Origin of the sequence: Comamonas sp. UBA7528 (genome assembly GCF_002479375.1) — a bacterium.
GTDB lineage: Bacteria > Pseudomonadota > Gammaproteobacteria > Burkholderiales > Burkholderiaceae_C > Comamonas.
In genome coordinates, this window is the sequence record NZ_DLMU01000003.1 from 212,928 (window position 1) to 233,258 (window position 20,331).

Annotated in this window: 23 protein-coding genes; 9 read left to right on the top strand and 14 right to left on the bottom strand. The window is 67.2% G+C overall.

All coding sequences use genetic code 11. The features are described 5' to 3' along the window. Window positions 1-73: 73 nt before the first annotated feature. The 4 genes from corA to tsaB all read right to left on the bottom strand — a co-directional run bounded on the left by corA (window position 74) and on the right by tsaB (window position 3,274). Window positions 74-1,060, bottom strand: coding sequence for a magnesium/cobalt transporter CorA (gene corA, locus B3349_RS03940; RefSeq protein ID WP_066537970.1), 987 nt, complete (start codon window positions 1,058-1,060; stop codon window positions 74-76). A gap of 198 nt (window positions 1,061-1,258) precedes the next feature. Continuing rightward, complete coding sequence (locus B3349_RS03945) at window positions 1,259-2,110, bottom strand: uracil-DNA glycosylase family protein (RefSeq protein ID WP_291586572.1); 852 nt, start codon at window positions 2,108-2,110, stop codon at window positions 1,259-1,261. Then, complete coding sequence (rimI, locus tag B3349_RS03950) at window positions 2,094-2,573, bottom strand: ribosomal protein S18-alanine N-acetyltransferase (RefSeq protein ID WP_291586574.1); 480 nt, start codon at window positions 2,571-2,573, stop codon at window positions 2,094-2,096. Before rimI ends, B3349_RS03945 begins: the two co-directional genes overlap by 17 nt. Beyond that, a complete protein-coding gene (tsaB, locus tag B3349_RS03955) occupies window positions 2,570-3,274 on the bottom strand; it encodes a tRNA (adenosine(37)-N6)-threonylcarbamoyltransferase complex dimerization subunit type 1 TsaB (protein ID WP_291586576.1) in 705 nt (234 codons plus the stop codon). Before tsaB ends, rimI begins: the two co-directional genes overlap by 4 nt. A gap of 169 nt (window positions 3,275-3,443) precedes the next feature. Between tsaB and dacB the strand changes: the two genes are divergently transcribed. After that, window positions 3,444-4,961, top strand: a complete 1,518-nt coding sequence (gene dacB / locus B3349_RS03960; RefSeq protein ID WP_291586578.1) for a D-alanyl-D-alanine carboxypeptidase/D-alanyl-D-alanine endopeptidase — start codon at window positions 3,444-3,446, stop codon at window positions 4,959-4,961. Between the two features lie 64 nt (window positions 4,962-5,025). Here the strand turns inward: dacB and B3349_RS03965 are convergent, their stop codons facing one another. The 3 genes from B3349_RS03965 to purE are packed head-to-tail and all read right to left on the bottom strand — an operon-like array spanning window position 5,026 to window position 7,697. Then, window positions 5,026-6,024, bottom strand: coding sequence for an L-threonylcarbamoyladenylate synthase (locus tag B3349_RS03965; protein WP_291586580.1), 999 nt, complete (start codon window positions 6,022-6,024; stop codon window positions 5,026-5,028). Window positions 6,025-6,033: 9 nt separating this feature from the next. Beyond that, entirely contained in the window at window positions 6,034-7,206 is a 1,173-nt protein-coding gene (locus B3349_RS03970; RefSeq protein WP_291586582.1) for a 5-(carboxyamino)imidazole ribonucleotide synthase, read from the bottom strand. Then, window positions 7,203-7,697, bottom strand: a complete 495-nt coding sequence (purE, locus tag B3349_RS03975) for a 5-(carboxyamino)imidazole ribonucleotide mutase (protein WP_291586584.1) — start codon at window positions 7,695-7,697, stop codon at window positions 7,203-7,205. The genes B3349_RS03970 and purE overlap by 4 nt, the downstream gene beginning before the upstream one ends. Window positions 7,698-8,178: 481 nt before the next feature. Between purE and trxA the strand changes: the two genes are divergently transcribed. Continuing rightward, a complete protein-coding gene (trxA, locus tag B3349_RS03980) occupies window positions 8,179-9,135 on the top strand; it encodes a thioredoxin (RefSeq protein WP_066537950.1) in 957 nt (318 codons plus the stop codon). A gap of 76 nt (window positions 9,136-9,211) precedes the next feature. Here trxA and B3349_RS03985 read toward each other — a convergent pair whose 3' ends face one another. From B3349_RS03985 to B3349_RS04005, 5 genes are all read right to left on the bottom strand, one after another. Then, a complete protein-coding gene (locus B3349_RS03985) occupies window positions 9,212-10,228 on the bottom strand; it encodes a tripartite tricarboxylate transporter substrate binding protein (RefSeq protein ID WP_291586586.1) in 1,017 nt (338 codons plus the stop codon). 14 nt (window positions 10,229-10,242) lie between these two features. Further along, window positions 10,243-10,728, bottom strand: coding sequence for a hypothetical protein (locus B3349_RS03990; protein ID WP_291586588.1), 486 nt, complete (start codon window positions 10,726-10,728; stop codon window positions 10,243-10,245). Window positions 10,729-10,967: 239 nt separating this feature from the next. Further along, window positions 10,968-11,330: a ribbon-helix-helix domain-containing protein gene (locus tag B3349_RS03995; RefSeq protein ID WP_291586590.1), complete on the bottom strand. Its 363-nt coding sequence runs from the start codon at window positions 11,328-11,330 to the stop codon at window positions 10,968-10,970. 143 nt (window positions 11,331-11,473) lie between these two features. Further along, complete coding sequence (locus B3349_RS04000; RefSeq protein WP_280013729.1) at window positions 11,474-12,055, bottom strand: DJ-1/PfpI family protein; 582 nt, start codon at window positions 12,053-12,055, stop codon at window positions 11,474-11,476. 256 nt (window positions 12,056-12,311) lie between these two features. After that, the gene (locus tag B3349_RS04005; protein WP_291586593.1) at window positions 12,312-13,235 is read right to left on the bottom strand and encodes a phosphoribosylaminoimidazolesuccinocarboxamide synthase; all 924 of its coding nucleotides are present in this window, start codon (window positions 13,233-13,235) and stop codon (window positions 12,312-12,314) included. A 402-nt stretch (window positions 13,236-13,637) separates the two neighbouring features. On the opposite strand from B3349_RS04005, the gene hpf reads away from it, so the two are divergent. The 3 genes from hpf (at window position 13,638) to hprK (ending at window position 15,522) form a co-directional block, all read left to right on the top strand. Continuing rightward, the gene (gene hpf, locus B3349_RS04010) at window positions 13,638-13,985 is read left to right on the top strand and encodes a ribosome hibernation-promoting factor, HPF/YfiA family (protein WP_280013726.1); all 348 of its coding nucleotides are present in this window, start codon (window positions 13,638-13,640) and stop codon (window positions 13,983-13,985) included. A 102-nt stretch (window positions 13,986-14,087) separates the two neighbouring features. Next, window positions 14,088-14,564, top strand: coding sequence for a PTS sugar transporter subunit IIA (locus B3349_RS04015; RefSeq protein WP_291586596.1), 477 nt, complete (start codon window positions 14,088-14,090; stop codon window positions 14,562-14,564). Between the two features lie 4 nt (window positions 14,565-14,568). Beyond that, window positions 14,569-15,522 (top strand): HPr(Ser) kinase/phosphatase, encoded by a 954-nt coding sequence (gene hprK / locus B3349_RS04020; protein ID WP_291586598.1) that lies wholly within the window; start codon window positions 14,569-14,571, stop codon window positions 15,520-15,522. 95 nt (window positions 15,523-15,617) lie between these two features. Here hprK and fur read toward each other — a convergent pair whose 3' ends face one another. Further along, entirely contained in the window at window positions 15,618-16,046 is a 429-nt protein-coding gene (gene fur / locus B3349_RS04025) for a ferric iron uptake transcriptional regulator (protein ID WP_066537912.1), read from the bottom strand. Between the two features lie 150 nt (window positions 16,047-16,196). On the opposite strand from fur, the gene B3349_RS04030 reads away from it, so the two are divergent. The 4 genes from B3349_RS04030 (at window position 16,197) to B3349_RS04045 (ending at window position 18,980) form a co-directional block, all read left to right on the top strand. Then, complete coding sequence (locus B3349_RS04030; protein WP_280058267.1) at window positions 16,197-16,754, top strand: outer membrane protein assembly factor BamE; 558 nt, start codon at window positions 16,197-16,199, stop codon at window positions 16,752-16,754. 146 nt (window positions 16,755-16,900) lie between these two features. Continuing rightward, window positions 16,901-17,725 (top strand): 4-hydroxy-tetrahydrodipicolinate reductase, encoded by an 825-nt coding sequence (gene dapB, locus B3349_RS04035; RefSeq protein ID WP_291586602.1) that lies wholly within the window; start codon window positions 16,901-16,903, stop codon window positions 17,723-17,725. Window positions 17,726-17,763: 38 nt separating this feature from the next. After that, window positions 17,764-18,417 (top strand): MotA/TolQ/ExbB proton channel family protein, encoded by a 654-nt coding sequence (locus tag B3349_RS04040; protein ID WP_066537897.1) that lies wholly within the window; start codon window positions 17,764-17,766, stop codon window positions 18,415-18,417. A gap of 128 nt (window positions 18,418-18,545) precedes the next feature. Then, window positions 18,546-18,980, top strand: coding sequence for an ExbD/TolR family protein (locus tag B3349_RS04045; RefSeq protein WP_291586606.1), 435 nt, complete (start codon window positions 18,546-18,548; stop codon window positions 18,978-18,980). Window positions 18,981-19,019: 39 nt separating this feature from the next. Here B3349_RS04045 and B3349_RS04050 read toward each other — a convergent pair whose 3' ends face one another. Next, complete coding sequence (locus B3349_RS04050; protein ID WP_414646849.1) at window positions 19,020-20,273, bottom strand: mechanosensitive ion channel family protein; 1,254 nt, start codon at window positions 20,271-20,273, stop codon at window positions 19,020-19,022. Window positions 20,274-20,331 lie beyond the last annotated feature (58 nt).

Genomic DNA, 20,331 nt, shown 5'->3' on the forward strand with positions numbered 1-20,331 from the left:
CTGTGCCGTGCCGCACGCCAGGCGTGCTCTCCCATGAGGGAGAGGCAGGGCGCCACAGGTGGTGCCTGGGGCTTTACTTGAGCCAGCCGCGCTTGCGGAAGTACAGCATGGGTCCGACGGCGCTGAGGATCATCAGCCCCACCACGTAGCCATAGCCGAACTCCCACTCCAGCTCGGGCATGAACTTGAAGTTCATGCCGTACACGCTGGCAATCAGCGTGGGAGGCAGCAGGGCCACGCTGGCCACCGAGAAGATCTTGATGATCTTGTTCTGGTTGATGTTCAGGAAACCGACCGTGGCATCCATCAGGAAGTTGATCTTGTCGAACAGGAAGGCGGTGTGGCTGTCCAGCGATTCAATGTCGCGCAGGATCTGGCGCGCGTCTTCGAACTGCTCGGCATTGAGCATCTTGGAGCGCATCATGAAGCTCACCGCACGGCGCGTGTCCAGCATGTTGCGGCGGATGCGGCCGTTCAGGTCTTCCTGGCGGGCAATGTCGGACAGCACGCCCTGGGCGTGGTCGTCGGTCATATTGCCTTCCAGCACCTGGGCGCTGACCTGCTTGAGGTCGTCGTAAATGCCTTCCAGCGTGTCGGCGGAGTATTCGGCATCGGCATCGAAGAGCTTGAGCAGCACTTCCTTGGCCTCTTCGATCAGCCCCGGCGCGCGGCGCGCGCGCAGGCGCAGCAGGCGGAAGACGGGGATGTCTTCCTCATGGATGGAGAACAGCACGCCGCAGCTGTTGAGCTCGGTGTTGTGCTGGTTCAGGATGAAGGCCACGCGCACGCTGCGTGGGTCATCCTCATCGTCCACCAGAAAGTCGCTGCGGATGTGCAGTTCGCCGTTGTCTTCTTCGTAGAAGCGGGCGGATTCTTCGATGTCTTCGTCGGTTGCGTCTTCAGGGATCGACAGGCCGTAGTGCTGCTTGACCCAGCGCTTTTCATCGACCGTGGGCGACTCCAGGTCCACCCAGATCGGCTGGAACTGCGTGAGTTCTTCCAGCGATTCGATTTCGACTTGAACCAGCCGTCCATTGGACAGCGTAAAGATGTTGAGCATGATGGCTCACTCCCATGGCTTGTTCTTGCAGTGTGCGGTGCGGGGTGCGCTTCCGGCTCCACGGCACTGGCCAGGGAGGCGGAAGCTACCAACTCGGGTAGGTTTCCACGGAGATATCTCCTCAATGTGACAAGCCGGCGATTATGCCTCTGGCACCGCTTTTGTGCAGTGCAACGGACATCGCCGGATGGGCGGTTTTCAGTGCGTGGGCGGTTGCAGCGCGTGGGCGCGGCACAGGTCGGCCCAGGCACCGGGTTTGGCGTGCGGGGCGCGCAGCAGGTAGGCGGGGTCGTAGCTGACCACGGCGGGTACGCCGTGCAGCTGGTGCAGCTCGGCACGCAGCGGGCCCAGGGCTTCGCTGCGCTGCAGCACGGCGCGGGCCGCATGCAGGCCCAGCACCAGCACGCGCGCCGGGCGGTGGGTGGCAAGGGCTGCCTGCAGCGCCGGGGCCAGCGGCTCCAGCCCGGGGTGGCCGGCGGCGCTGCCCGGCGTCTGGCGCGTCAGGGGCGCAATGCGCACCTGGGGGTGCTGCTGCAGGCGCAGTGCGCGCAGCATGTTGTTCAGCAGTGCGCCGGCATCGCCGGCCCAGGGGTCGGCCGGATCGGCACATTCGACCAGCACCAGCCAGCCGGCGTCGGGCGCATCGGGGGCGGCCGATTCGGCATAGGCATGCACCAGCGGGGCCATGAACCAGGGTGCACTGGCCGCAGCCGGGGCGCGGTAGACCGGCGTGGCATGGGCGGGTGCTGCGTCGGCTGATGCCGCCTGCGGTGCAGTGGGGGCCGCGTCCATCGCGGGCGGGATCGGTGCGGCGCGCTCGGGCTGCGGATCGGGCGCAGTTGCCGTTGCGATGACTGCGGTGGGCGGCTGCGGAGCTGCCTCCGCCGCAGAGGCCGCTGGCGTCGCTACGGCAGCCGGGAGGGCAGAGGCTTCGGCTGGGGCTGCTGCTGCGACCGCAGGCACGGCGGCCGGCGGCGCACTGGGGCCCCAGAAGGTAATGCCCATGTCTTGCAACATGGCGCGCTGGCGGGCGTCAAGGTTCAGGGCCATAGAGGGGCATGCTCATGATGATGGCGGTCTCGCGCTCGCCGTGGTGCACGGGATAGTAACGCTTGCGCTCGCCCACCTGGCGGTAGCCATGGCGTTCGTAGATGGCGCGGGCGCGGGTGTTGCTGGCGCGCACCTCCAGCCAGAGCCATTTGGCGCTTTGCAGGCGGGACCAGTGGTCCAGTGTCTCCAGCAGCAGCCGGGCGCAGCCCTGGCCCTGGGCGTCGGGGGCGACGGCGATGTTCAGCAGATGCACCTCGTCGAGCACCTGCATGGCCACGTAATAGCCCAGCAGCCGATCGCCCTGTACCAGCATCTGGGCCTGGTAGCCCGAGGCCAGTGCGTCGCGGAAGTTGCCCGGCGTCCAGGGGTGGGTGTAGGCCGCTGCCTCCACGGCCACGACGCGGTCCAGCCATTCCGGCTGGAGCGGCATCAGCAGCGGTGCGGGAGACAGCGTGGAGCTCATGCAGCAGGCGCAGTGGGCTGGGCGGCGGCCAGCTTTTCGGCTTCGCGTTCGGCCGTGGTTTTGGCCACTTTATCGCGGATATAGCGCGGCAGCGCATCGATGGCATCCACCAGCCCGCCGTCGGCCATGCACTGGGGGGCTAGGCGCAGCAGGGCGGTGGCCGTGGGCAGGGCGTGCAGATGGGTGGCGCCGGGTGCCAGCTGTTCGGGGTAGGCGGCGTGGGCATTGCCCACCACGGGCAGGCCCGCAGGCACGGACAGCGCCTCGGGCGCGCACAGGCCCAGCTCCCGGGTTTCGCGCCATCGGCCGTCGGCGTACTGGTAGCCGGCGTGGTAGACCTCGTGCATGCGCGCGTCCAGCACGGCCAGCAGGTCGGTGCAGCCGTGCTGCTGGCGTGCCTCTTCGGCCATGGCCAGCAGGGTGTCAATGGGCAGCAGCCGCAGCCCGGCCCCCAGGGCCAGGCCTTGGGCGATGGCGCAGGAGGTGCGCAGGCCGGTGAACGAGCCCGGACCGCGGCCGAAGGCAATGGCGTCCAGCTCGCCATAGTGCAGGCCCAGGGCCTGCATGCCTTGCTGGACGGCGGGAATCAGCGTGGACGACGACTGTGCGCCGCCCGCACCCTGGTGCTGCCAGATGCGCTCGCCATGCTGGATGGCGATGGACAGCTGGTCCGTGCTGGTATCAAAGGCAAGCAGTTTCATGGCGGGGCGACTTTCGAGGGGGCGGTCTGACACACAACAAACAAGGGCAGTGCCGCCAGGGCAACCATGGATTATCGGGCGCGCGCGCTTTCCCAGGGGCAGGCATGGCCTTGGCGCCAGCCGTCCCCGGTGCCGCCCGGGCCGGTGCGCAGGCACTAGACTGCGGGCCATGCGAATTTCTGACCCTGGGCGCGGTGTCCGCGCCATGCGCCGGCTGACCGCCGCCGGTGCGCTGGCCGTCCTGCCGGTATTGGCCGTGGCGCAGGCGGCGGCGTCTTCCTCCCCGGTGGTTGCACCGCCGGCGACCTCTGCCCGTGCCATGGCCCTGCCAGCCGTGGTCGACGCGGCACTGCAGCGCGCCAAGATCCCGCGCGAGGCGGTGTCCTTCTATGTGGCCGAAGCCGAAGGCCGCAGCAGCCCGCGCCTGGCCTGGCGCGAGCGCGATGCCATGAACCCGGCGTCCGTGATGAAGCTGGTCACCACCTATGCGGCACTGGACCTGCTGGGTCCGGCCTATGTCTGGCGCACCCCGGTGTACCTGGACGGCAGTATCGGTAACGGCAGCCTGCAGGGCCATCTCTACCTGCAGGGACGGGGCGACCCCAAGCTGGTGATGGAGCGGCTGTGGCTGCTGCTGCGCCGCCTGCAGGGCATGGGGGTGAAGTCGATTGCGGGGGACATCGTTCTGGACCGCAGCGCCTTTGCCCTGCCGGCCCACGATGCAGCCGCCTTCGATGGCGAACCTTTCCGGCCCTACAACGTGGCGCCCGATGCATTGCTGCTGAACTACAAATCCGCCGTGATGACGCTGGTGCCCGATGCCCGGGCCGGCGTGGCCCGCGTGCAGTGGGAGCCGCCGCTCGCGGGCGTGCAGCAGCAGGCCACGGTGCCGCTGGCACCAGCGGGTACCGACTGCGGGGATTGGCGCAGCGCGCTGCAAGGCGACTGGGCCGATCCGGCGCGCATGGGCTTTGCGGGCCAGTACCCGGCCAGCTGCGGCGACAAGGTGTGGTCCATCGCCCCGGCCGATCCGCAGCAGTTTGCGGCCCGGGCGGTGGAAGGCATGTGGCGCGAGCTGGGCGGCAAGCTCGGCGGCGTGGTGCGCGAAGGCCGTGTGCCCGCCGGTCTCAGCCCGGCCTTTGTGGCCGAATCGCCCGCGCTGGGCGAGGTGGTGCGCGACATCAACAAGTACAGCAACAACGTGATGACCCAGCAGGTATTCCTGACGCTGGGGCTGGAGCAGGCCGGCGTGGGCAGCATGCAGACCGCCAACGAAGCCGTGGCCCGCTGGTGGAACAGCCGCTGGGGCGCGGCCGAGCGGCCGGTGGTGGACAACGGTGCCGGCCTGAGCCGCGAGGCGCGCATCAGCGCCCATGCGCTGGGCCGCATGCTGCAGAGCGCCTGGCTGTCGCCGGTGATGCCGGAGTTCGTGGCATCGCTGCCCATTGCCGGCGTGGACGGGACGCTGCGCCGCAGCAAGGCCCAGGCTTCCGCCCACCTGAAGACCGGTTCGCTGCGCGACAGCAATGCGCTGGCAGGCTATGTGGATGGGGTGAGCGGCAAGCGCTATGTGCTGGTGGCCTTCGTCAACCATGCCAACGCCGGTGCCGCCCGCCCGGCGCTGGACGCGCTGGTGGACTGGGTGGCACGGGACAGTGGCGCCGTCACGGCGGCCGCGCCGCGCTGACACCAGGGGCAGGCAGGACGACTGGCACCGGGATCGGGCCGCTCAGGACCCGGGATGCGGTGGATCAGCCGGCTGCGGCCGCGCGCTGCAGCCGGTCGCGCACGCCTTCCCAGTCGGCGCTGTCGGGTGGGGTTTCGATCCAGATGAACTGGGCCCCCAGTGCGTCAAAGTCACGCAGCGTGCCAAACAGCTCCTGGGCAGCCGCCAGTGCCTGCGGGGGCATGGCGTGCAGCGTGACGCCGGGCACCGGTGAACGCAGCGCGCTGCGGTGGTAGACGCAGAGGCGGCGCGCCTCCGGCCCCAGGCCATCCAGGGCTTGCTGCAGCGCTTCGGCATCCATCAGCCGGACCTTGGCATTGGGCGCGTAATGGGCCAGCAGCGTCCCTGAGGCGCGCGGGGTGTCCGCTGTCAGCTCTTCTTTCGAGAGAGGGCGCTGACCGCAGGCACGCTCGATATCATCGCGTGTGATGGCGCCGGGACGCAGCAGCACGGGTACGCCGCGCGTGCAGTCCACGATGGTCGATTCAATGCCGACTTCGCAGGCACCGCCATCGAGCACCAGCAGGGCATCCCCGAATTCCGCGGCGACATGGTCGGCCGTGGTGGGGCTGACGCGGCCGAACTTGTTGGCGCTGGGGGCGGAAACGCCCCAGACCGGCGGGTTCAGCTGCTGACAGGCCGCCAGCACGGCGTGGGCCACCGGGTGCGACGGGCAGCGCAGGCCCACGCTGTCCTGTCCACCGGTCGAGGCCGTGGCGGCGCCAGGCAGGCGCGGCAGGATCAGGGTGAGCGGGCCGGGCCAGAACGCATCGATCAGTTGCTGCGCAAAGACCGGCACTTCCTTGGCGTAGCGGGTGATGGCCGTGCTGTCCGCCACATGCACGATCAGCGGATGGTTGGCCGGACGGCCCTTGGCGGCGAAGATCTGCGCCACGGCGGCGTCGTTGTCGCTGTCGGCGGCCAGACCATAGACCGTCTCCGTGGGCAGGCCCAGCAGCTCACCACGTTGCAGTGCTGCAGCCGCAGCACGGACCGAGGCGTCCAGCGTTCCATCCAGAATCACGTGTGTTCCTTAAAACGGCGCAATGCCGAGGATGGCGGCCGCCTGCAGCGCGGTTTCACGCGCCTGGTCGGGCGTGGCCGCAGTGATGTTCAGGTGCCCCATCTTGCGGGCGCGCTTGGCATCGACCTTGCCGTACAGGTGCAGATGGGTGCCGGGCAGTGCCAGCACCTGGTCCCAGGCGGGGGACTGGGCGGTGTCGCCCTGCGTGAACCACAGATCGCCCAGCAGGTTCAGCATCACGGTGGCGCTGTGCTGGCGTGGCTGCACCAGGGGCAGGTTGGTCATGCAGCGCACCTGCAGCTCAAACTGCGACACATCCATGGCGTTCTGGCTGTAGTGGCCGCTATTGTGCGGGCGCGGGGCGATCTCGTTGACCACGAGCTGGCCGTTGTCCAGCACAAAGAATTCCACGCAGAGCACGCCCACGTAGTCGAGACCGATGGCCACCGACTTGGCCGCTGCGATCGCCTGTTCTGCCTGTGCGGCGGGCAGGTTGCCGGCATACACCTCGGTCACGGCCAGAATGCCGTCGCGGTGCAGATTGCGCTGCACCGGCAGGTTGACGATGTCGCCATGGCGGCCGCGCGCGACGATGACCGAGCATTCGTGCGCCAGTGGCAGCATTTTTTCCAGCACGCAGGCCACCTGGCCCAGTTCGTCCCAGCCGGCGGCCAGCTCGGCCCGGGTCTTGACCCGGATCTGGCCCTTGCCGTCGTAGCCCATGCGGGCCGTCTTCAGGATGCCGGGCAGCAGTGCGTCGTTGACGGCCGCCAGCTGGGCGGCCGTTTCGATCACGGCATAGGGGGCGCAGGGCACGCCGCACTTCACGAAGTGGGCTTTTTCGGCCGCGCGGTCCTGGGCAATCGCGACGGAGGCGCCGGCAGGCGAGACGGGCAGGCTTTCGGCCAGCCGGTTCAGCGCCGCTGCGGGCACGTTCTCGAATTCGGTGGTCACGGCCGCGCACAGCGTGGCCAGCTCGGCCAGACCTTGTGCGTCCTCGTAACCGGTGCGCACATGGTGGTGGCTGACCCGGCCGGCAGGGCTGGTGGCATCCGGGTCCAGCACGGCGGTGAAGTAGCCCATGGCCTGGGCCGCGTGGGCAAACATGCGGCCCAGCTGCCCGCCGCCCAGCACGCCCAGCGTGGCGCCGGGCAGGATCACGTGCGTGTTGGTGGCGCTCATGCGTTCACCGGCAGGGTCATGTTGCGGGCCGCTTCGGTCTGCTCGGCGCGGAAGGCGTCGAGCTGCTTGCGCAGTGCCGCATCCTCATTGGCCAGCAGCGCCACGGCAAACAGGGCTGCATTGGCGGCGCCGGCGTTGCCGATGGCGAAGGTGGCCACGGGCACGCCCTTGGGCATCTGCACGATGGAGTGCAGCGAATCCACGCCTTGCAGGTGGCGGCTGGCCACGGGCACGCCCAGCACGGGCACCGTGGTCTTCGCGGCAATCATGCCGGGCAGGTGGGCTGCGCCGCCGGCACCGGCGATGATGGCCTTGATGCCGCGGTCGGCAGCGGCTTCGGCAAAGCGGAACATGTCGTCCGGCATGCGGTGGGCCGAGACGACCTGCGCTTCAAACGCGATACCGAATTGCTGGAGGATGGCAACTGCGTGTTGCATGGTGTCCCAGTCGCTGCTGGAACCCATGACCACGCCAACTTGGATGGGGTTCATGTTCTTCGGGGCACTGCCGCCCGGCCTAGTGGAACCCCTGATTTTACGGTTTCGCCATAGCTGTGGCCCTGCGCGGGGCATAGCCGGGCGTGGGGAGGGGCACCGCAGGCCGCGTGTGCACCGCCTGGTTCACCGCGCCCGGCACGGGGCGTGGTGTCTGGCGCGGAGCGCGGTGCTCTGAAAAGCGGAGCTGTCGGTGCCCTGCGTGGCAGGCGGGGGAGGGGTGGTGGCACACACGGCGCCCCTTGAAGAAGGCCGCAACCGCTCCCATGTGTGCAGCTGTCGTGCAGCGGTGCATGGTCGGGCGGCAGGCCTTCACAGGCGTGTGCCGCGTTTGCGGAGAGAATCGCAGCATGGTGCGCTGCCTGCTGTGCAGGCGGGGCGCGCCGCAGCCGGAGACCCCGTGGCCTGCCCCGCAGGCCGCGCCCGTAGAGACATACCGTACGCACGCCGTACCCCGCATTCGGACATTGGGAACCACATGATTGACGTCACCATTGAAAATTTTGAAACCGAGGTGGTTGCCGCCTCCATGCAGACGCCGGTGCTGGTGGATTTCTGGGCCACCTGGTGCGGCCCATGCAAGACGCTGGTGCCCACGCTGGAAAAGCTGGAGGTGGAATACGCCGGCCGCTTCACGCTGGCCAAGGTGGATGTGGACGCCAACCAGCAGATCGCCGGCATGTTCGGCATCCGCAGCGTGCCCACCTGCATCCTGATGATCGGCGGTCGCCCGGTGGACGGTTTCATGGGGGCCCAGACCGAAGGCCAGGTGCGCGACTTTCTGGACAAGCACCTGCCCAGCGAGGGCGAGCTGCAGGCTGAAGCCGAGGTGGACGAGGCCCAGCAGATGCTGGAAGCCGGTGACACGCAGGCTGCGCTGGGCAAGCTGGCCGATGCTTTGGCCGCCGACCCCACCAACGACGATGCCCGTTTTGACTATGTGCGCCTGCTGATCGCCACCGGTGGCTATGAAGAGGCCGCCAGTTTGATGATGGAGCCGCTCAAGCGCATTCCCCAGGTCCTGCGCTTCGAAGCGCTGAACCAGTGGCTGCAGTGCATGGTGTTTGTGCAGCAGGACGAGCGCGGCAACTGGCCGGTGGAGCAGTTCGATGCCGCCATTGCCCAGAACAAGCGCGACTTTGACACCCGCTTTGCCAAGGCCCGCATCCTGGCCGCCGAAGGCCAGTGGACCGCGTCCATGGACGAGCTGCTGGAAATCATCATGCGCGACAAGGACTGGAACGGCCAGGCCGCGCGCAAGCTGTACGTGGGCATTCTGGAGCTGCTGACACCGCCCAAGCCCAAGAAGCAGGATGCCGTGCCCGGCAAGACCGCCGGCGGCATCGAACTGGTGGGCAAGGGCGGCGCGGAGCAGGACGAGGCCACGGCCCTGGTCAACAGCTACCGCCGCCGTCTGAGCATGGCGCTGAACTGACGCCTGCGGGCCATGGCCCTGTGCAAAAGGCCACCTTCGGGTGGCCTTTTTGCTGGGCGCGATGCCCGCGCCGCGCTCACGGTGCGCGGGCGGTTTTGACCGCACCGCCCAGCAGGGCGGACCAGCGCTGTTGCTCGCGCTGGACCAGCTGGGCAAAGTCCTGCGGGCGTTCGGGGGCCTGGGCTTGTAAGGTGGCGTAGCGCTGCAGCACGGCGGGCTGGGCCTGCACTTCGGCAATCGCCGCCTGCAGCTGGGCGACCAGCGCCGCCGGCGTGCCGGCCGGGGCCATGAAGCCGCTCCACGGCACCACGGTGGCGTCCCCCAGGCCCAGCTCGGCCAGCGTGGGCACCTGGGCCAGCGCCGGCAGGCGGGTGGGGGCGCTCACGGCCAGGGCGCGCAGCTTGCCGCTCTGGATATGGGGCAGTGCCAGGGTGGCGGTCAGCGGGGCGATATGGATCTGTCCATTGGCCAGGTCGGTGATAAAGGGCGGCTGGCCCTGGTAGTTGACCTGGGTGATCTGGATGCCGGCGCTGGCGGCCAGACGTTCCAGCCCCAGGTGGTTGGAGCTGCCCTGGCCCGGGTTGGCCACATTGAAGGCGCCGGGCTGCTGGCGTGCCTGGGTGATGAACTCCTGTAGCGTGCGCCAGGGCGCGCTGGCGGGGACGACCCAGACATTCGGCGTGCTGCCGATGCTGGCCACAGGCACAAAGTCGCTGGTGCGGTAGCGGGTGGTTGTGTCCGTCAGCGGGTTGATGACGGTGAAGGTGGAGCCGATCAGCAGGGTGTAGCCATCGGCCGCCGCCTGGTGCACTGCCTGGGCGCCGAGGTTGCCGTTGGCACCGGGGCGGTTTTCCACGATCACGGGCTGGCCCCAGCGCTGGGCCAGGGCATCGGTGACGGCACGGGCCGTGACATCGATCACGCCGCCGGCCGGATAGGGCACCACCACCTTGACGGGGCGGGTCGGGTAGGCGGCAGCGGCCTTGGCCTGGGCCGCCAGCGGCAGGCCCAGGCCCGCCGTGGTGAAGGCCGTGGTGGCGGCCAGGGCGTTGTGCAGCCAGCTGCGGCGGGACACGGCAGTGGAAATGGGCATGGCGTGCTCCTTGTTTAGAAGGCGGCGCCGGGTGTCAGCACGCCGGCATAGCTGGAGCGTGACTGCACGCCCCAGTGGCCGTCCTGCAAGGTGATCACGTACAGGGCCGGGAACGATTGCTGGGCACGGTCCTGTGCGTCATAGCGGGTGAATTGCAGCGCGAAGTGCACCTTGGTGGCATCGGCCTGCACGGGGCGGATGAAGTCCCAGCGGCTGTAGGCCCAGCCGGTGTCGGCCAGCGGTGCCAGGTCGTTGGCGGCGGCATAGTCCGCAGCGTTGTGCCAGACGATGACCTGGTCGCCCGCCAGTCGCACATGGGGGTAGTTCATTACCTGGGCCCAGGCCAGGGCGTCGCGGGCGTTGAACGTGCGCATGAAGTCCTGCAGCACCTGCAGGCCGGCCTGCACGGCGGCCTGGGCCGCGGGAGTGTCAATGCCCTGACCGGCCAGCAGCAGGGGCAGGGTCTCGGGGGTGAACAGCGGGGCTTCGCGGGCAGTCATGGGGCGTCTTTCGGCTTGGAATGTCAATGGACGCCACTGTAGAAATCATTTGATATTTCTGAAAATAATGTTTTCTATTTTGTTAATGAGTAAAACATCTGTTTTAGCCTGGGCCAAGCGGTACTCACCGTGCCGGGTGGCGGGCGCAGAAGGGCTTGCGATGCCCGCATGCGGCGCCGCCGTCAGACCGCGTGTGCACCAAGGCCCCTATGCCGCGCCGCAGCGGAAGGGGGAGGCTTTCAGTGGCGCAGCGCGGGGCGGCCCGGATGGCGTTCCAGGCCGGTGGGGCCCACGGTCAGCGAGCGGATGGGGATGTGCACATCCTGCGGAATCTCGCCGGACAGCTGCAGCGCCAGGTAGCGGGTGCAGCACACGCGCAGAAACGAGGTGAAGTTGTCCACCGTCCCGCGCTCGGCCACCAGTTCGTCGTACAGCCTGGTGCACAGCTGGGGCACGGTGAAGCCGTCGCGCGTGGCAATCTCGTCCAGCACCTGCCAGAACAGGTTTTCCAGCCGGATGCTGGTGGCGACCCCATGCAGCCGTATGGAGCGGGCGCGGTGGGCGTAGAGCTGCGGGTCGGCGCTGATAAAGACTTGGCACATGGCAAGGTTCCCGGAAATGCAGGTGGCCGGGCCATCCTAGGGGGCGGTGGGGCAGGCGTCCAGCCGGGGTTGCGGGGAGGAGGGCCTGAGCGACACGGCGCCGGCCGCGCTGGAGCGGTGGGGTAACCGGCCCGGAAATCGCCTCAGTGGCTGATGCGGGTGCCCAGCAGCGCCAGGAACTGTGCCATCCACGCGGGATGGGCTGGCCAGGCAGGGGCGCTGACCAGATTGCCTTCGGTGTGGGCCTGGTCCACCGCGATGTCGGCATAGCGGCCACCGGCCAGTTCCACCTCGGCCTTGCAGGCAGGGTAGGCCGAACAGGTGCGGCCCTTGAGCACGCCCGCGCCAGCCAGCAGCTGGGCGCCATGGCAGACGGCGGCCACGGGCTTGCCGGCATCAAAGAAGTGGCGCACGGCGGCCAGCACGGCAGGATCGTTGCGCAGGTACTCGGGGCCGCGGCCCCCGGGGATCACCAGGGCGTCGTACTGTTCGGCCTTCACATCGGCGAAGCTGGCGTTCAGGGTGAAATTGTGGCCAGGCTTTTCGCTGTAGGTCTGCGCACCTTCGAAGTCGTGGATGGCGGTCTTGATGTGGTCGCCGGCCTTTTTGTCGGGGCAGACGGCATGCACGGTGTGGCCCACCGCCTGCAGCGTCTGGAAGGGGACCATGGTTTCATAGTCCTCGCAGTAGTCGCCGCAAATCATCAGAATCTTCTTGCCTGCCATGTCTGTCTCCTGTGTGTGGTGGTGCGCCCCTGCTGTGGAGGCGGCGACCATGGTAGGCAGACGGGCAGGGCGGCGGGTGTTAACCGCTTACTACGTGCCCGGAGGGGGCACAGGCCGTTGCACACGGAAAAACGCCTGGCGCATCCGGGTGCAGGCGTTCAGAGAGGGTTTTCTCTGGCGCCGCACACAGACGCACGCCAGGCGCTCTGTGAGGAGGGGCTGCGCGCACCGGGGCGCGCGGCAAGGAGGATGGCGATCAGGCCGTCAGGCGTTCCAGCGCTTCGTGGTACTTGGCGGCGGTCTTGGCGATCACATCCTGGGGCAGGCGGGGTGCGGGAGCGGTCTTGTCCCAGGGCTTGCCGTTGACCTGGGCCTGTTCCAGCCAGTCGCGCACGAACTGCTTGTCGTAGCTGGGGGGGTTGGCGCCGGCCGCCAGTGCGTCTGCATAGCCTTCCACGGGCCAGTAGCGCGAGCTGTCGGGGGTCAGCACCTCGTCCATCAGCACCAGGGTGCCGTCTTCGGTCAGGCCGAATTCGAACTTGGTGTCGGCAATGATCATGCCCTTGGTCAAGGCGATCTCGGCCGCTTCCTTGTAGATGCGGATGGCGGTATCGCGGATCTGCGCTGCCAGTTTCTCGCCCACCATCTCGACGGTGCGCTCGTAGGTGATGTTTTCGTCGTGGTCACCCATTTCGGCCTTGGCGGCGGGGGTGTAAATGGGCTCGGGCAGCTTGGCCGAGTTGACCAGACCGGCGGGCAGCTTCACGCCACAGACCGCTTGCGACTCTTGATACTCTTTCCAGCCGCTGCCGGCCAGATAGCCACGCACCACGGCTTCGATCAGCACGGGCTTGAGGCGCTTGACCAGCATGGAGCGGCCCTCGACCTGCTTGATTTCATCGGCCGTGACCACGGATTCGGGACGGTCGCCGGTCAGGTGGTTGGGGCAGATATGGCCCAGCTTGTCGAACCAGTACAGCGCCATCTGCGTCAACAGCACGCCCTTGCCGGGGATGGGCTCGCCCATGATCACATCGAAAGCCGACAGGCGGTCCGAGGCCACCATCAGGATGCGGTCGTCGCCCACGGCATAGTTGTCACGGACCTTGCCGCGTGCCAGCAGGGGCAGCGAACGGATATTGGAGGTGTGCAGGGCGGAAGGGCTGGACTGGGTGGTCATGGGGGTCACTGGGAATAGGGGGCGGACTCGGGGCGCTGTCCTGTGGGCAGGGCAACGCCAGTGCGGAATTCTACGTGCCGACGCCGGGCTGTGCCGGGTGGAAGACCACATCCACACCGGGCGTGTCGGGAGCCTTCCTGGGCAGGGTCGGCGGCCAGTGGTGCGTGCTGCCGACTGTCGGGATTTTCATCAAAACGACTTATTGTGCGCCCATTCCGGCGGTCGGTCAGCACCACCCCCATTCCCCAGCGGGATGTGGCGGTATGCCGTTGATTTCCCGGTTCAGATCGCGCACAGTGGGCTCCAAGCGAGACGAATGCGCATTCACCGCCGAACGCCTCCGACAGGTTTTTCAGCCTGTCGGAAAGCAATCTGGACTTTGAGACCACAGGAGGCTGGTTTATGAACCTGACCATCAGCGGGCACCATCTGGATGTCACCCCCGCACTGCGCAATTACGTCATGGAAAAACTGCAGCGCGTGCTGCGCCACTTTGACCAGGTGATCGACGTGAAGGTCTTGCTTTCGGTGCACAACGAAAGCGAAAAGGACAAGCGCCAGCGCGCCGAATGCAATGTGCGCGTCAAAGGCAATGACCTGTATGCCGGCAGTTCCCACTTCGACCTGTATGCGGCCGTGGATGAGCTGATCGACAAGCTGGACCGCAAGGTCGTCAAGCACAAGACCCGTCTGCAGGAGCGGCGAGGGGAAGCGGCGAAACGTGACCTCAGTGCGCTTGCAACAGCCTGACACCGACCTTTTCACCACAGAGGAGCCGCCCCGTGCGGCTCTTTTTGCGCGACTGGGGGGCATATGCCGTGATCCGGCCTCCCGGTGCATAATTCTTCCTACATGAACCGTCTAGCCTCCATCCTGCCGTCCGCACAAGTCCTTGTGAGCGTGGACGCCACCAGCAAGAAGCGCGCTTTCGAAGAAGCAGGGCTTTTGTTTGAAAGCCTGCACGGTCTGTCCCGCGCGCTCATCACCGACAGCCTGTTCGCCCGCGAGCGCCTGGGCTCTACCGGTCTGGGCCATGGCGTGGCCATTCCCCATGGCCGCATCAAGGGTCTGAAGTCGCCGATGGCGGCCGTGTTCCAGATGGCGCGCGCCATCGGCTTCGATGCGCCCGACGAGCAACCTGTCAGCCTGCTGATCTTCCTGCTGGTGCCGGAAGCGGCCACACAGCAGCATCTGGAAATCCTGTCCGAGATCGCCGAGCTGCTCAGCGATTCGGCCCTGCGCCAGCGCCTGGTGGCCTGTACCGACGCCGCAGAGCTGTACGGTCTGATTGCCGACTGGAGGTCGGCCGCCTCCTCCCCCGCGGCCTGAGCCTGTGAAGCCCACCGCCGTCAACGCCGACCGCCTGTTCGAGGCCTTCCGCGAAAGCCTGCGCTGGGAATGGCTGGCCGGTCTGGGGGCGTCCGAGCGCCGTTTCGATGAAATGGCGGTGCGCTCGGCCCGCTCCGGTGCCGATCTGGTCGGCTACCTGAATTACATCCATCCCTACCGGGTGCAGGTGATCGGTGAGCGCGAAGTCGCCTATCTGACCAATGCCACGCCCGAGGACTGTGCCCGCCGCGTGTCGCGCATCGTCATGCTGGAGCCGCCGGTGCTGGTGCTGGCCGATGGCCAGCAGGCCCCGCAGGCGCTGATCTCGATGTGCGAGCGCGCGCAGATTCCCATGTTCGCCACGCACGAGGCAGCGGCCTTTGTGATCGACGTGCTGCGCGCCTACCTGTCCAAGCACTTTGCCGACCGCACCACCATGCACGGTGTGTTCATGGACATTCTGGGCATGGGCGTGCTGATCACCGGCGAATCCGGCCTGGGCAAGAGCGAGCTGGGGCTGGAACTGGTCACCCGTGGCAACGGGCTGGTGGCCGACGATGCGGTGGACCTGTTTCGCATCAACCAGACCACGATCGAAGGTAAATGCCCCGATCTGCTGCAGAACCTGCTGGAAGTGCGCGGCATCGGCCTGCTGGACATCCGTGCCATCTTTGGCGAGACGGCGGTGCGGCGCAAGATGCGCCTCAAGCTGATCGTGCACCTGGTGCGCAAGGAAACCATGGAGCGCGACTACGAGCGCCTGCCCCAGGAGCCGCTGACACAGGATGTGCTGGGCGTGCCGGTGCTCAAGGTGATCATCCAGGTGGTGGCCGGGCGCAATATCGCCGTGCTGGTGGAAGCCGCCGTGCGCAACACCATCCTGCAGTTGCGGGGCATTGACACCTACCAGGAGTTCGTGGACCGCCACCGCCGTGCCATGGAGCGCGGCATCGAGTAGGCCGGCCCGATGCACGAGGCATCACGGCAGAGGCAACAAAAAAGGCGCTCCGTGGAGCGCCTTTTTGCATCAGCAGGTAAAGGTCGCGTCAGACCTCAGCGCTGTGCACCTTTCTTGGAGCAGTCGGCGCACTGGCCGTACAGCGACATGGAGTGGTCCTGGATGGACCAGCCCATCTGGTTGGCGATCAGCTGCTGGCGCTTTTCGATTTCGGGGTCATAGAACTCTTCAACCTTGCCGCAGCTGGTGCAGACAAAGTGGTCGTGGTGCTGGCCCTCGTTCAGTTCGTACACGGCCTTGCCGCTTTCGAAGTTGCTGCGCAGCAGGATGCCTGCCTGTTCGAACTGGGTCAGCACGCGGTAGACCGTGGCCAGACCGATGTCCGAACGCTCGTCCAGCAGCACGCGGAACACGTCTTCGGCCGTCATGTGGCGCTGCTTGCCGGTTTGGAAGATCTCCAGAATCTTCAGGCGGGGCAGGGTGGCTTTCAGGCCCGTGCTTTTGAGCTCGTCGATATTTTTCATGTCTGGGTCTCTGGTTGGCCTGGCGACCGTGGACGGACGGTGCGCCAGCGGCGGCAGGAATGGCCCTTGCAGCGGGGTGGCAGTGCACCTGGGGCTCCTCCCGGAACCTGCCGCTACAATGGTTCGGATCATATCCCGTAGCCATTACCCATGCATGCCAAAGCCCGCCGTTGTGTTTCTGTGCTCATGACCCTGTCGCTGGGCGGACTGCTTGCCGCTTGCGGCAGCTTCGACAGCGCCTCGCGCAGTGTTGCCAGCGTCATCACCCCCTACAAGGTGGACGTGGTGCAGGGCAACTTCGTTTCCAAGGAGCAGGTCGCTGCCCTGCAGCCCGGCATGAGCCGCCAGCAGGTGCGGGAAATCCTGGGCACTCCGCTGGTGACCAGCGTGTTCCACGCCGACCGCTGGGAATACGTGTTCACGCTCAAGCGCGCCAAGGTCGATCCCCAGACGCGCAAGCTGACCGTGTTCTTCAACGGTGACCAGTTTGACCGCGCCGAAGGCGATGAGATGCCCTCCGAAGACGAATTCGTGGCCTCGCTGGGCAAGAAGATGAACAACATCAAGGTGCCCCAGCTCGAAGCCACCGAGGCCCAGCTGGCCCGCTACCCGGTCAAGAAGACGGCCGACACCGCGGTGGCCGACGCTGCGCCGGCAACGCCCGCCAGCACCACGGCCTACCCGCGCCTGGATGCGCCGGCCCGCTGATGCCCACGGGGCGGCCACCGCTGTCCCCGGCACTGCCGTGCCATGAATTGAAAAGGGTCGCCGCGCAGCCATGCGCACCAGCGACCCTTTTTGCCATAGGAACCCCGGGCCGTACGCGGCCCCGCCCTGAATCCCGCTGTTTCACCATGACCGCTTCTTCCCCTTCTTCGCTGCGCGTGGCCATTGCCGGCGCATCCGGCCGCATGGGCCATATGCTGATCGAGGCCGTGCTGGCCAGCGGTGACTGCCAGTTGGCCGCCGCACTCGACCAGCCCGGCAGCCCCAGCCTGGGCCAGGACGCAGCCGCCTTTCTGGGCAAGGCCACCGGCGTGCTGATCGAGAGCGATGTGCGCACCGCTCTGGCCAAGGCCGATGTGCTGATCGACTTCACCCGCCCCGAAGGCACGCTGGCCCACCTGGCCGTGGCCGCCGAGCTGGGAGTGAAGCTGGTGATCGGCACCACCGGCTTCAGCGATGCGCAGAAGGCCGAAATCGCCGTCCATGCCCAGAAGACGGCGGTCATTTTGTCGCCGAACATGAGTGTGGGCGTCAATGTCACGTTCAAGCTGCTGGAAATGGCGGCCAAGGCCCTGCAGGAAGGTGGCTATGACATCGAAATCATCGAAGCCCACCACAAGCACAAGGTAGATGCACCTTCCGGCACCGCGCTGAAAATGGGCGAGGTGATTGCCGAAGCCCAGGGCACACTGCTGGCCGACCGCGCCGTGTACGAGCGCTTTGGCCACACCGGCGAGCGCAAGCCCGACACCATCGGCTTTGCCACGGTGCGCGGCGGCGACATCGTGGGCGACCACACCGTGCTGTTTGCCGGCACGGGCGAGCGCGTGGAAATCTCGCACAAGTCCAGTAGCCGCGCCGGCTATGCCCAGGGCAGCCTGCGTGCAGCACGTTTTCTGGCCGGCAAGACCAGCGGCCAGTTCGACATGTTCGACGTGCTCAGCCTGCGCTAAGCACCCAGGCCCCACCTTCACTCTTCCAGGAGCTGCTTATGGACGCACGTTGGCAATGGCTGGCGCAAGGTGACGCGGTCACCCGGGGCACGGCGGTGCTGCTGCTGGCCATGTCCGTGGCCAGCTGGGTGGTGATTCTGGTGCAGCTGGTGGGGCTGGTGCGCCGCCGTCGCCAGGCACCGCAAGCCATGGATGCGTTCTGGCAGGCTGCCGATCTGCCCTTTGCCCGGGGGCTGCTGGAAAAGCAGGGACCCTGGCTGCTGCCCCTGGTGCAGGCGGTGCAGACGGCACGGACCGAAGCATCGGCAGAGGCTACCCTGGCGGGCCAGTCCGCGCAGGGGGACCGGCTGATGCGCCATCTGCGTGTCGCGTTGCAGCAGGTGGGGGCGCGTCTGCAATGGGGCCAGACCATGCTGGCTTCTATCAGCGCGCTGGCGCCCTTTGTGGGCCTGTTGGGCACGGTCTGGGGCATTCACCATGCGCTGGCGGCACTGACCGGCGTGCAGCAGGTGTCGCTGGACCAGTTGGCCGGGCCGGTGGGCGAGGCACTGGTGATGACCGCGGCCGGTCTGGCGGTGGCCATCCCTGCCGCGCTGGCCTACAACCTGTTTGGCCGCAGCATCGCCCTGCTGGACGAAGCACTGGACGGCTTTGCCCACGATTTGCATGCGCATTTTGCGGACAGGCGATGAGCGCCTTTGTGAACGGCCTGCGGCTCCTTTCCCCGGCCTGCGCAGCGTGGTGTGAGGTGGGCAGGAGAACGACAGCCCGAACGGCGGGTGCGTGCGGGCAGCGCCGCCGGGCGCACTGAAGGGCGGCCATGGCATTCGGACGCTTTGCTTCCCGTACCCAGGCACAGCCGGTGGCCGGCATCAATGTCACGCCGCTGGTGGATGTGATGCTGGTGCTGGTGGTGATCTTCATTCTGGCTGCCCCCATTCTGGCGGCCACATTGCGGGTGCAGCTGCCCCAGGCTGAGGGGGTGAAGGCCGCACCGCCAGCGCAGACCCCGTCGCTGGCGCTGGAGCTGGACGCCCAGGGCGCGCTGCACATCGGCGCGGAGGCGGTGGATGAGGCGGCCGTACGCCAGCGGCTGGCCGCCCTCGCCGCCCAGGACCCGCAGGCCGAGCTGCAGCTGAAAGCCGACACTGCCGTGCCTTATGGCCGCGTGGTGCAGGTCATGGGCTGGGCCCACGCGGCAGGGCTGGGCCGCATCGGCTTTGTGGCGCAACCGGTACCGGCTGCGGCGCCGTAGACCGCCCGGAACGCAGCGTGCGCGGTGCTCCGGCTCCGCTCAGTGCGCGTTGAGCGCACTGGCCAGCTGGCGGCTGCCGAAGTCCGAAGAGCGTTGGTACAGCTGCAGGCCGAACTGCGGCAGCATGCCGATCAGGTGGTCAAAGATGGCGCCCTGGATGGTTTCGTACTCCAGCCACACGGTGGTGGCGGTGTAACAGTACAGCTGCAGCGGCAGGCCGGTGGGGGTCGGCTCCAGCGTGCGGGCCAGCAAGAACATGCCCGGGCCTTTGGCAATGCCGGGATGGGCCACCAGGTAGGCATAGGCATAGGCTTTGAAGGCAGCCAGATTGGTCACCTGGTCGGGGGGCACCGGGGCCAGTGGCAGGCTGGTCTCCATGCCGCTGGGAATGGGCAACAGGCCGCGTTCGGCATGCCAGTAGTCCTGCAGCAGCGGGATGTGCTCCAGCTGGCTGCGCTCCGACGGGGTCAGCAGGTGCACGGTGCTGGCGTCAAGGGGCAGGGCGCGCATGATGCGGCGCGCCCCCGAATTGGCCATGCCGCGCCAGTTCTTGAAGCTGTCGCTCATCAGCTTCCAGGTGGGGATGGTAGTGATGGTCTTGTCGAAGTTCTGCACCTTGACGGTGTTCAGTGCAATGTCCACCACGAAGCCGTCGGCACCCACCTGGGGCATCTCGATCCAGTCACCTACGCGCAGCATGTCGTTGGTGCCGATCTGCACGCCCGCCACAAAGGACATGATGGTGTCCTTGAACACCAGCATCAACACGGCCGACATGGCGCCCAGGCCGGACAGCAGCAGCAGTGGCGAGCGGTTCAGGATGGCGGCCGCAATCAGGAGCGCGCCGATGATGTAGGCCACCAGCTTGCCCAGCTGCACATAGCTTTTGATGGAGTGGGTGTGCGTGGCCTTGGGGCCGTCATGCCGGTCGTGGGCGGCGTTGATTTCGTTGAGCAGCTCCGCCACGGCGCGCACCAGGTGGTAGACCGTGAAGGCGGTGGCGAAGTTGCCGATGGTCTGGCCGAGCGGGGCGGGCAACTGCGTCACCGCATCGATGCCGATCTGGATCACCACCGAAGGGACGATCTTGGCCAGCCGGACCAGCACGTGGTCGTGCAGCAGGATCTGGGTCCAGCTGGTGGCGGGCAGGGTCTTGCGCCACAGGCGCACAAAATGCAGCAGCACGCCCTGGATCACCAGGCGCAGGGCGAAGGCCAGCACGGCCAGCAGGCACAGGCCCACCGCAGCCTGGTAGCGCGGTGCGAGCTCGGTGTAAAAGGAAAAATCGGTCAAGGTCACGAAAAGCCAGAATCGGCCCGGGGCCGGTGATGGCGGGGCCTGCAGGGTCAAA

Bases quoted from the DNA above. Each gene is read 5' to 3' on its own strand.
- trxA (WP_066537950.1), top strand. From the start codon at position 8,179: ATGATTGACGTCACCATTGAAAATTTTGAAACCGAGGTGGTTGCCGCC.
- purE (WP_291586584.1), bottom strand. From the start codon at position 7,697: ATGAACCCCATCCAAGTTGGCGTGGTCATGGGTTCCAGCAGCGACTGG.
- B3349_RS03990 (WP_291586588.1), bottom strand. From the start codon at position 10,728: ATGACTGCCCGCGAAGCCCCGCTGTTCACCCCCGAGACCCTGCCCCTG.
- B3349_RS03970 (WP_291586582.1), bottom strand. From the start codon at position 7,206: ATGAGCGCCACCAACACGCACGTGATCCTGCCCGGCGCCACGCTGGGC.
- hpf (WP_280013726.1), top strand. From the start codon at position 13,638: ATGAACCTGACCATCAGCGGGCACCATCTGGATGTCACCCCCGCACTG.
- B3349_RS03995 (WP_291586590.1), bottom strand. From the start codon at position 11,330: ATGTGCCAAGTCTTTATCAGCGCCGACCCGCAGCTCTACGCCCACCGC.
- dacB (WP_291586578.1), top strand. From the start codon at position 3,444: ATGCGAATTTCTGACCCTGGGCGCGGTGTCCGCGCCATGCGCCGGCTG.
- B3349_RS04030 (WP_280058267.1), top strand. From the start codon at position 16,197: ATGCATGCCAAAGCCCGCCGTTGTGTTTCTGTGCTCATGACCCTGTCG.
- B3349_RS03945 (WP_291586572.1), bottom strand. From the start codon at position 2,110: ATGGCCCTGAACCTTGACGCCCGCCAGCGCGCCATGTTGCAAGACATG.
- B3349_RS04040 (WP_066537897.1), top strand. From the start codon at position 17,764: ATGGACGCACGTTGGCAATGGCTGGCGCAAGGTGACGCGGTCACCCGG.
- corA (WP_066537970.1), bottom strand. From the start codon at position 1,060: ATGCTCAACATCTTTACGCTGTCCAATGGACGGCTGGTTCAAGTCGAA.
- B3349_RS04045 (WP_291586606.1), top strand. From the start codon at position 18,546: ATGGCATTCGGACGCTTTGCTTCCCGTACCCAGGCACAGCCGGTGGCC.
- B3349_RS03985 (WP_291586586.1), bottom strand. From the start codon at position 10,228: ATGCCCATTTCCACTGCCGTGTCCCGCCGCAGCTGGCTGCACAACGCC.
- B3349_RS04000 (WP_280013729.1), bottom strand. From the start codon at position 12,055: ATGGCAGGCAAGAAGATTCTGATGATTTGCGGCGACTACTGCGAGGAC.
- dapB (WP_291586602.1), top strand. From the start codon at position 16,901: ATGACCGCTTCTTCCCCTTCTTCGCTGCGCGTGGCCATTGCCGGCGCA.
- fur (WP_066537912.1), bottom strand. From the start codon at position 16,046: ATGAAAAATATCGACGAGCTCAAAAGCACGGGCCTGAAAGCCACCCTG.
- rimI (WP_291586574.1), bottom strand. From the start codon at position 2,573: ATGAGCTCCACGCTGTCTCCCGCACCGCTGCTGATGCCGCTCCAGCCG.
- tsaB (WP_291586576.1), bottom strand. From the start codon at position 3,274: ATGAAACTGCTTGCCTTTGATACCAGCACGGACCAGCTGTCCATCGCC.
- B3349_RS04015 (WP_291586596.1), top strand. From the start codon at position 14,088: ATGAACCGTCTAGCCTCCATCCTGCCGTCCGCACAAGTCCTTGTGAGC.
- B3349_RS04005 (WP_291586593.1), bottom strand. From the start codon at position 13,235: ATGACCACCCAGTCCAGCCCTTCCGCCCTGCACACCTCCAATATCCGT.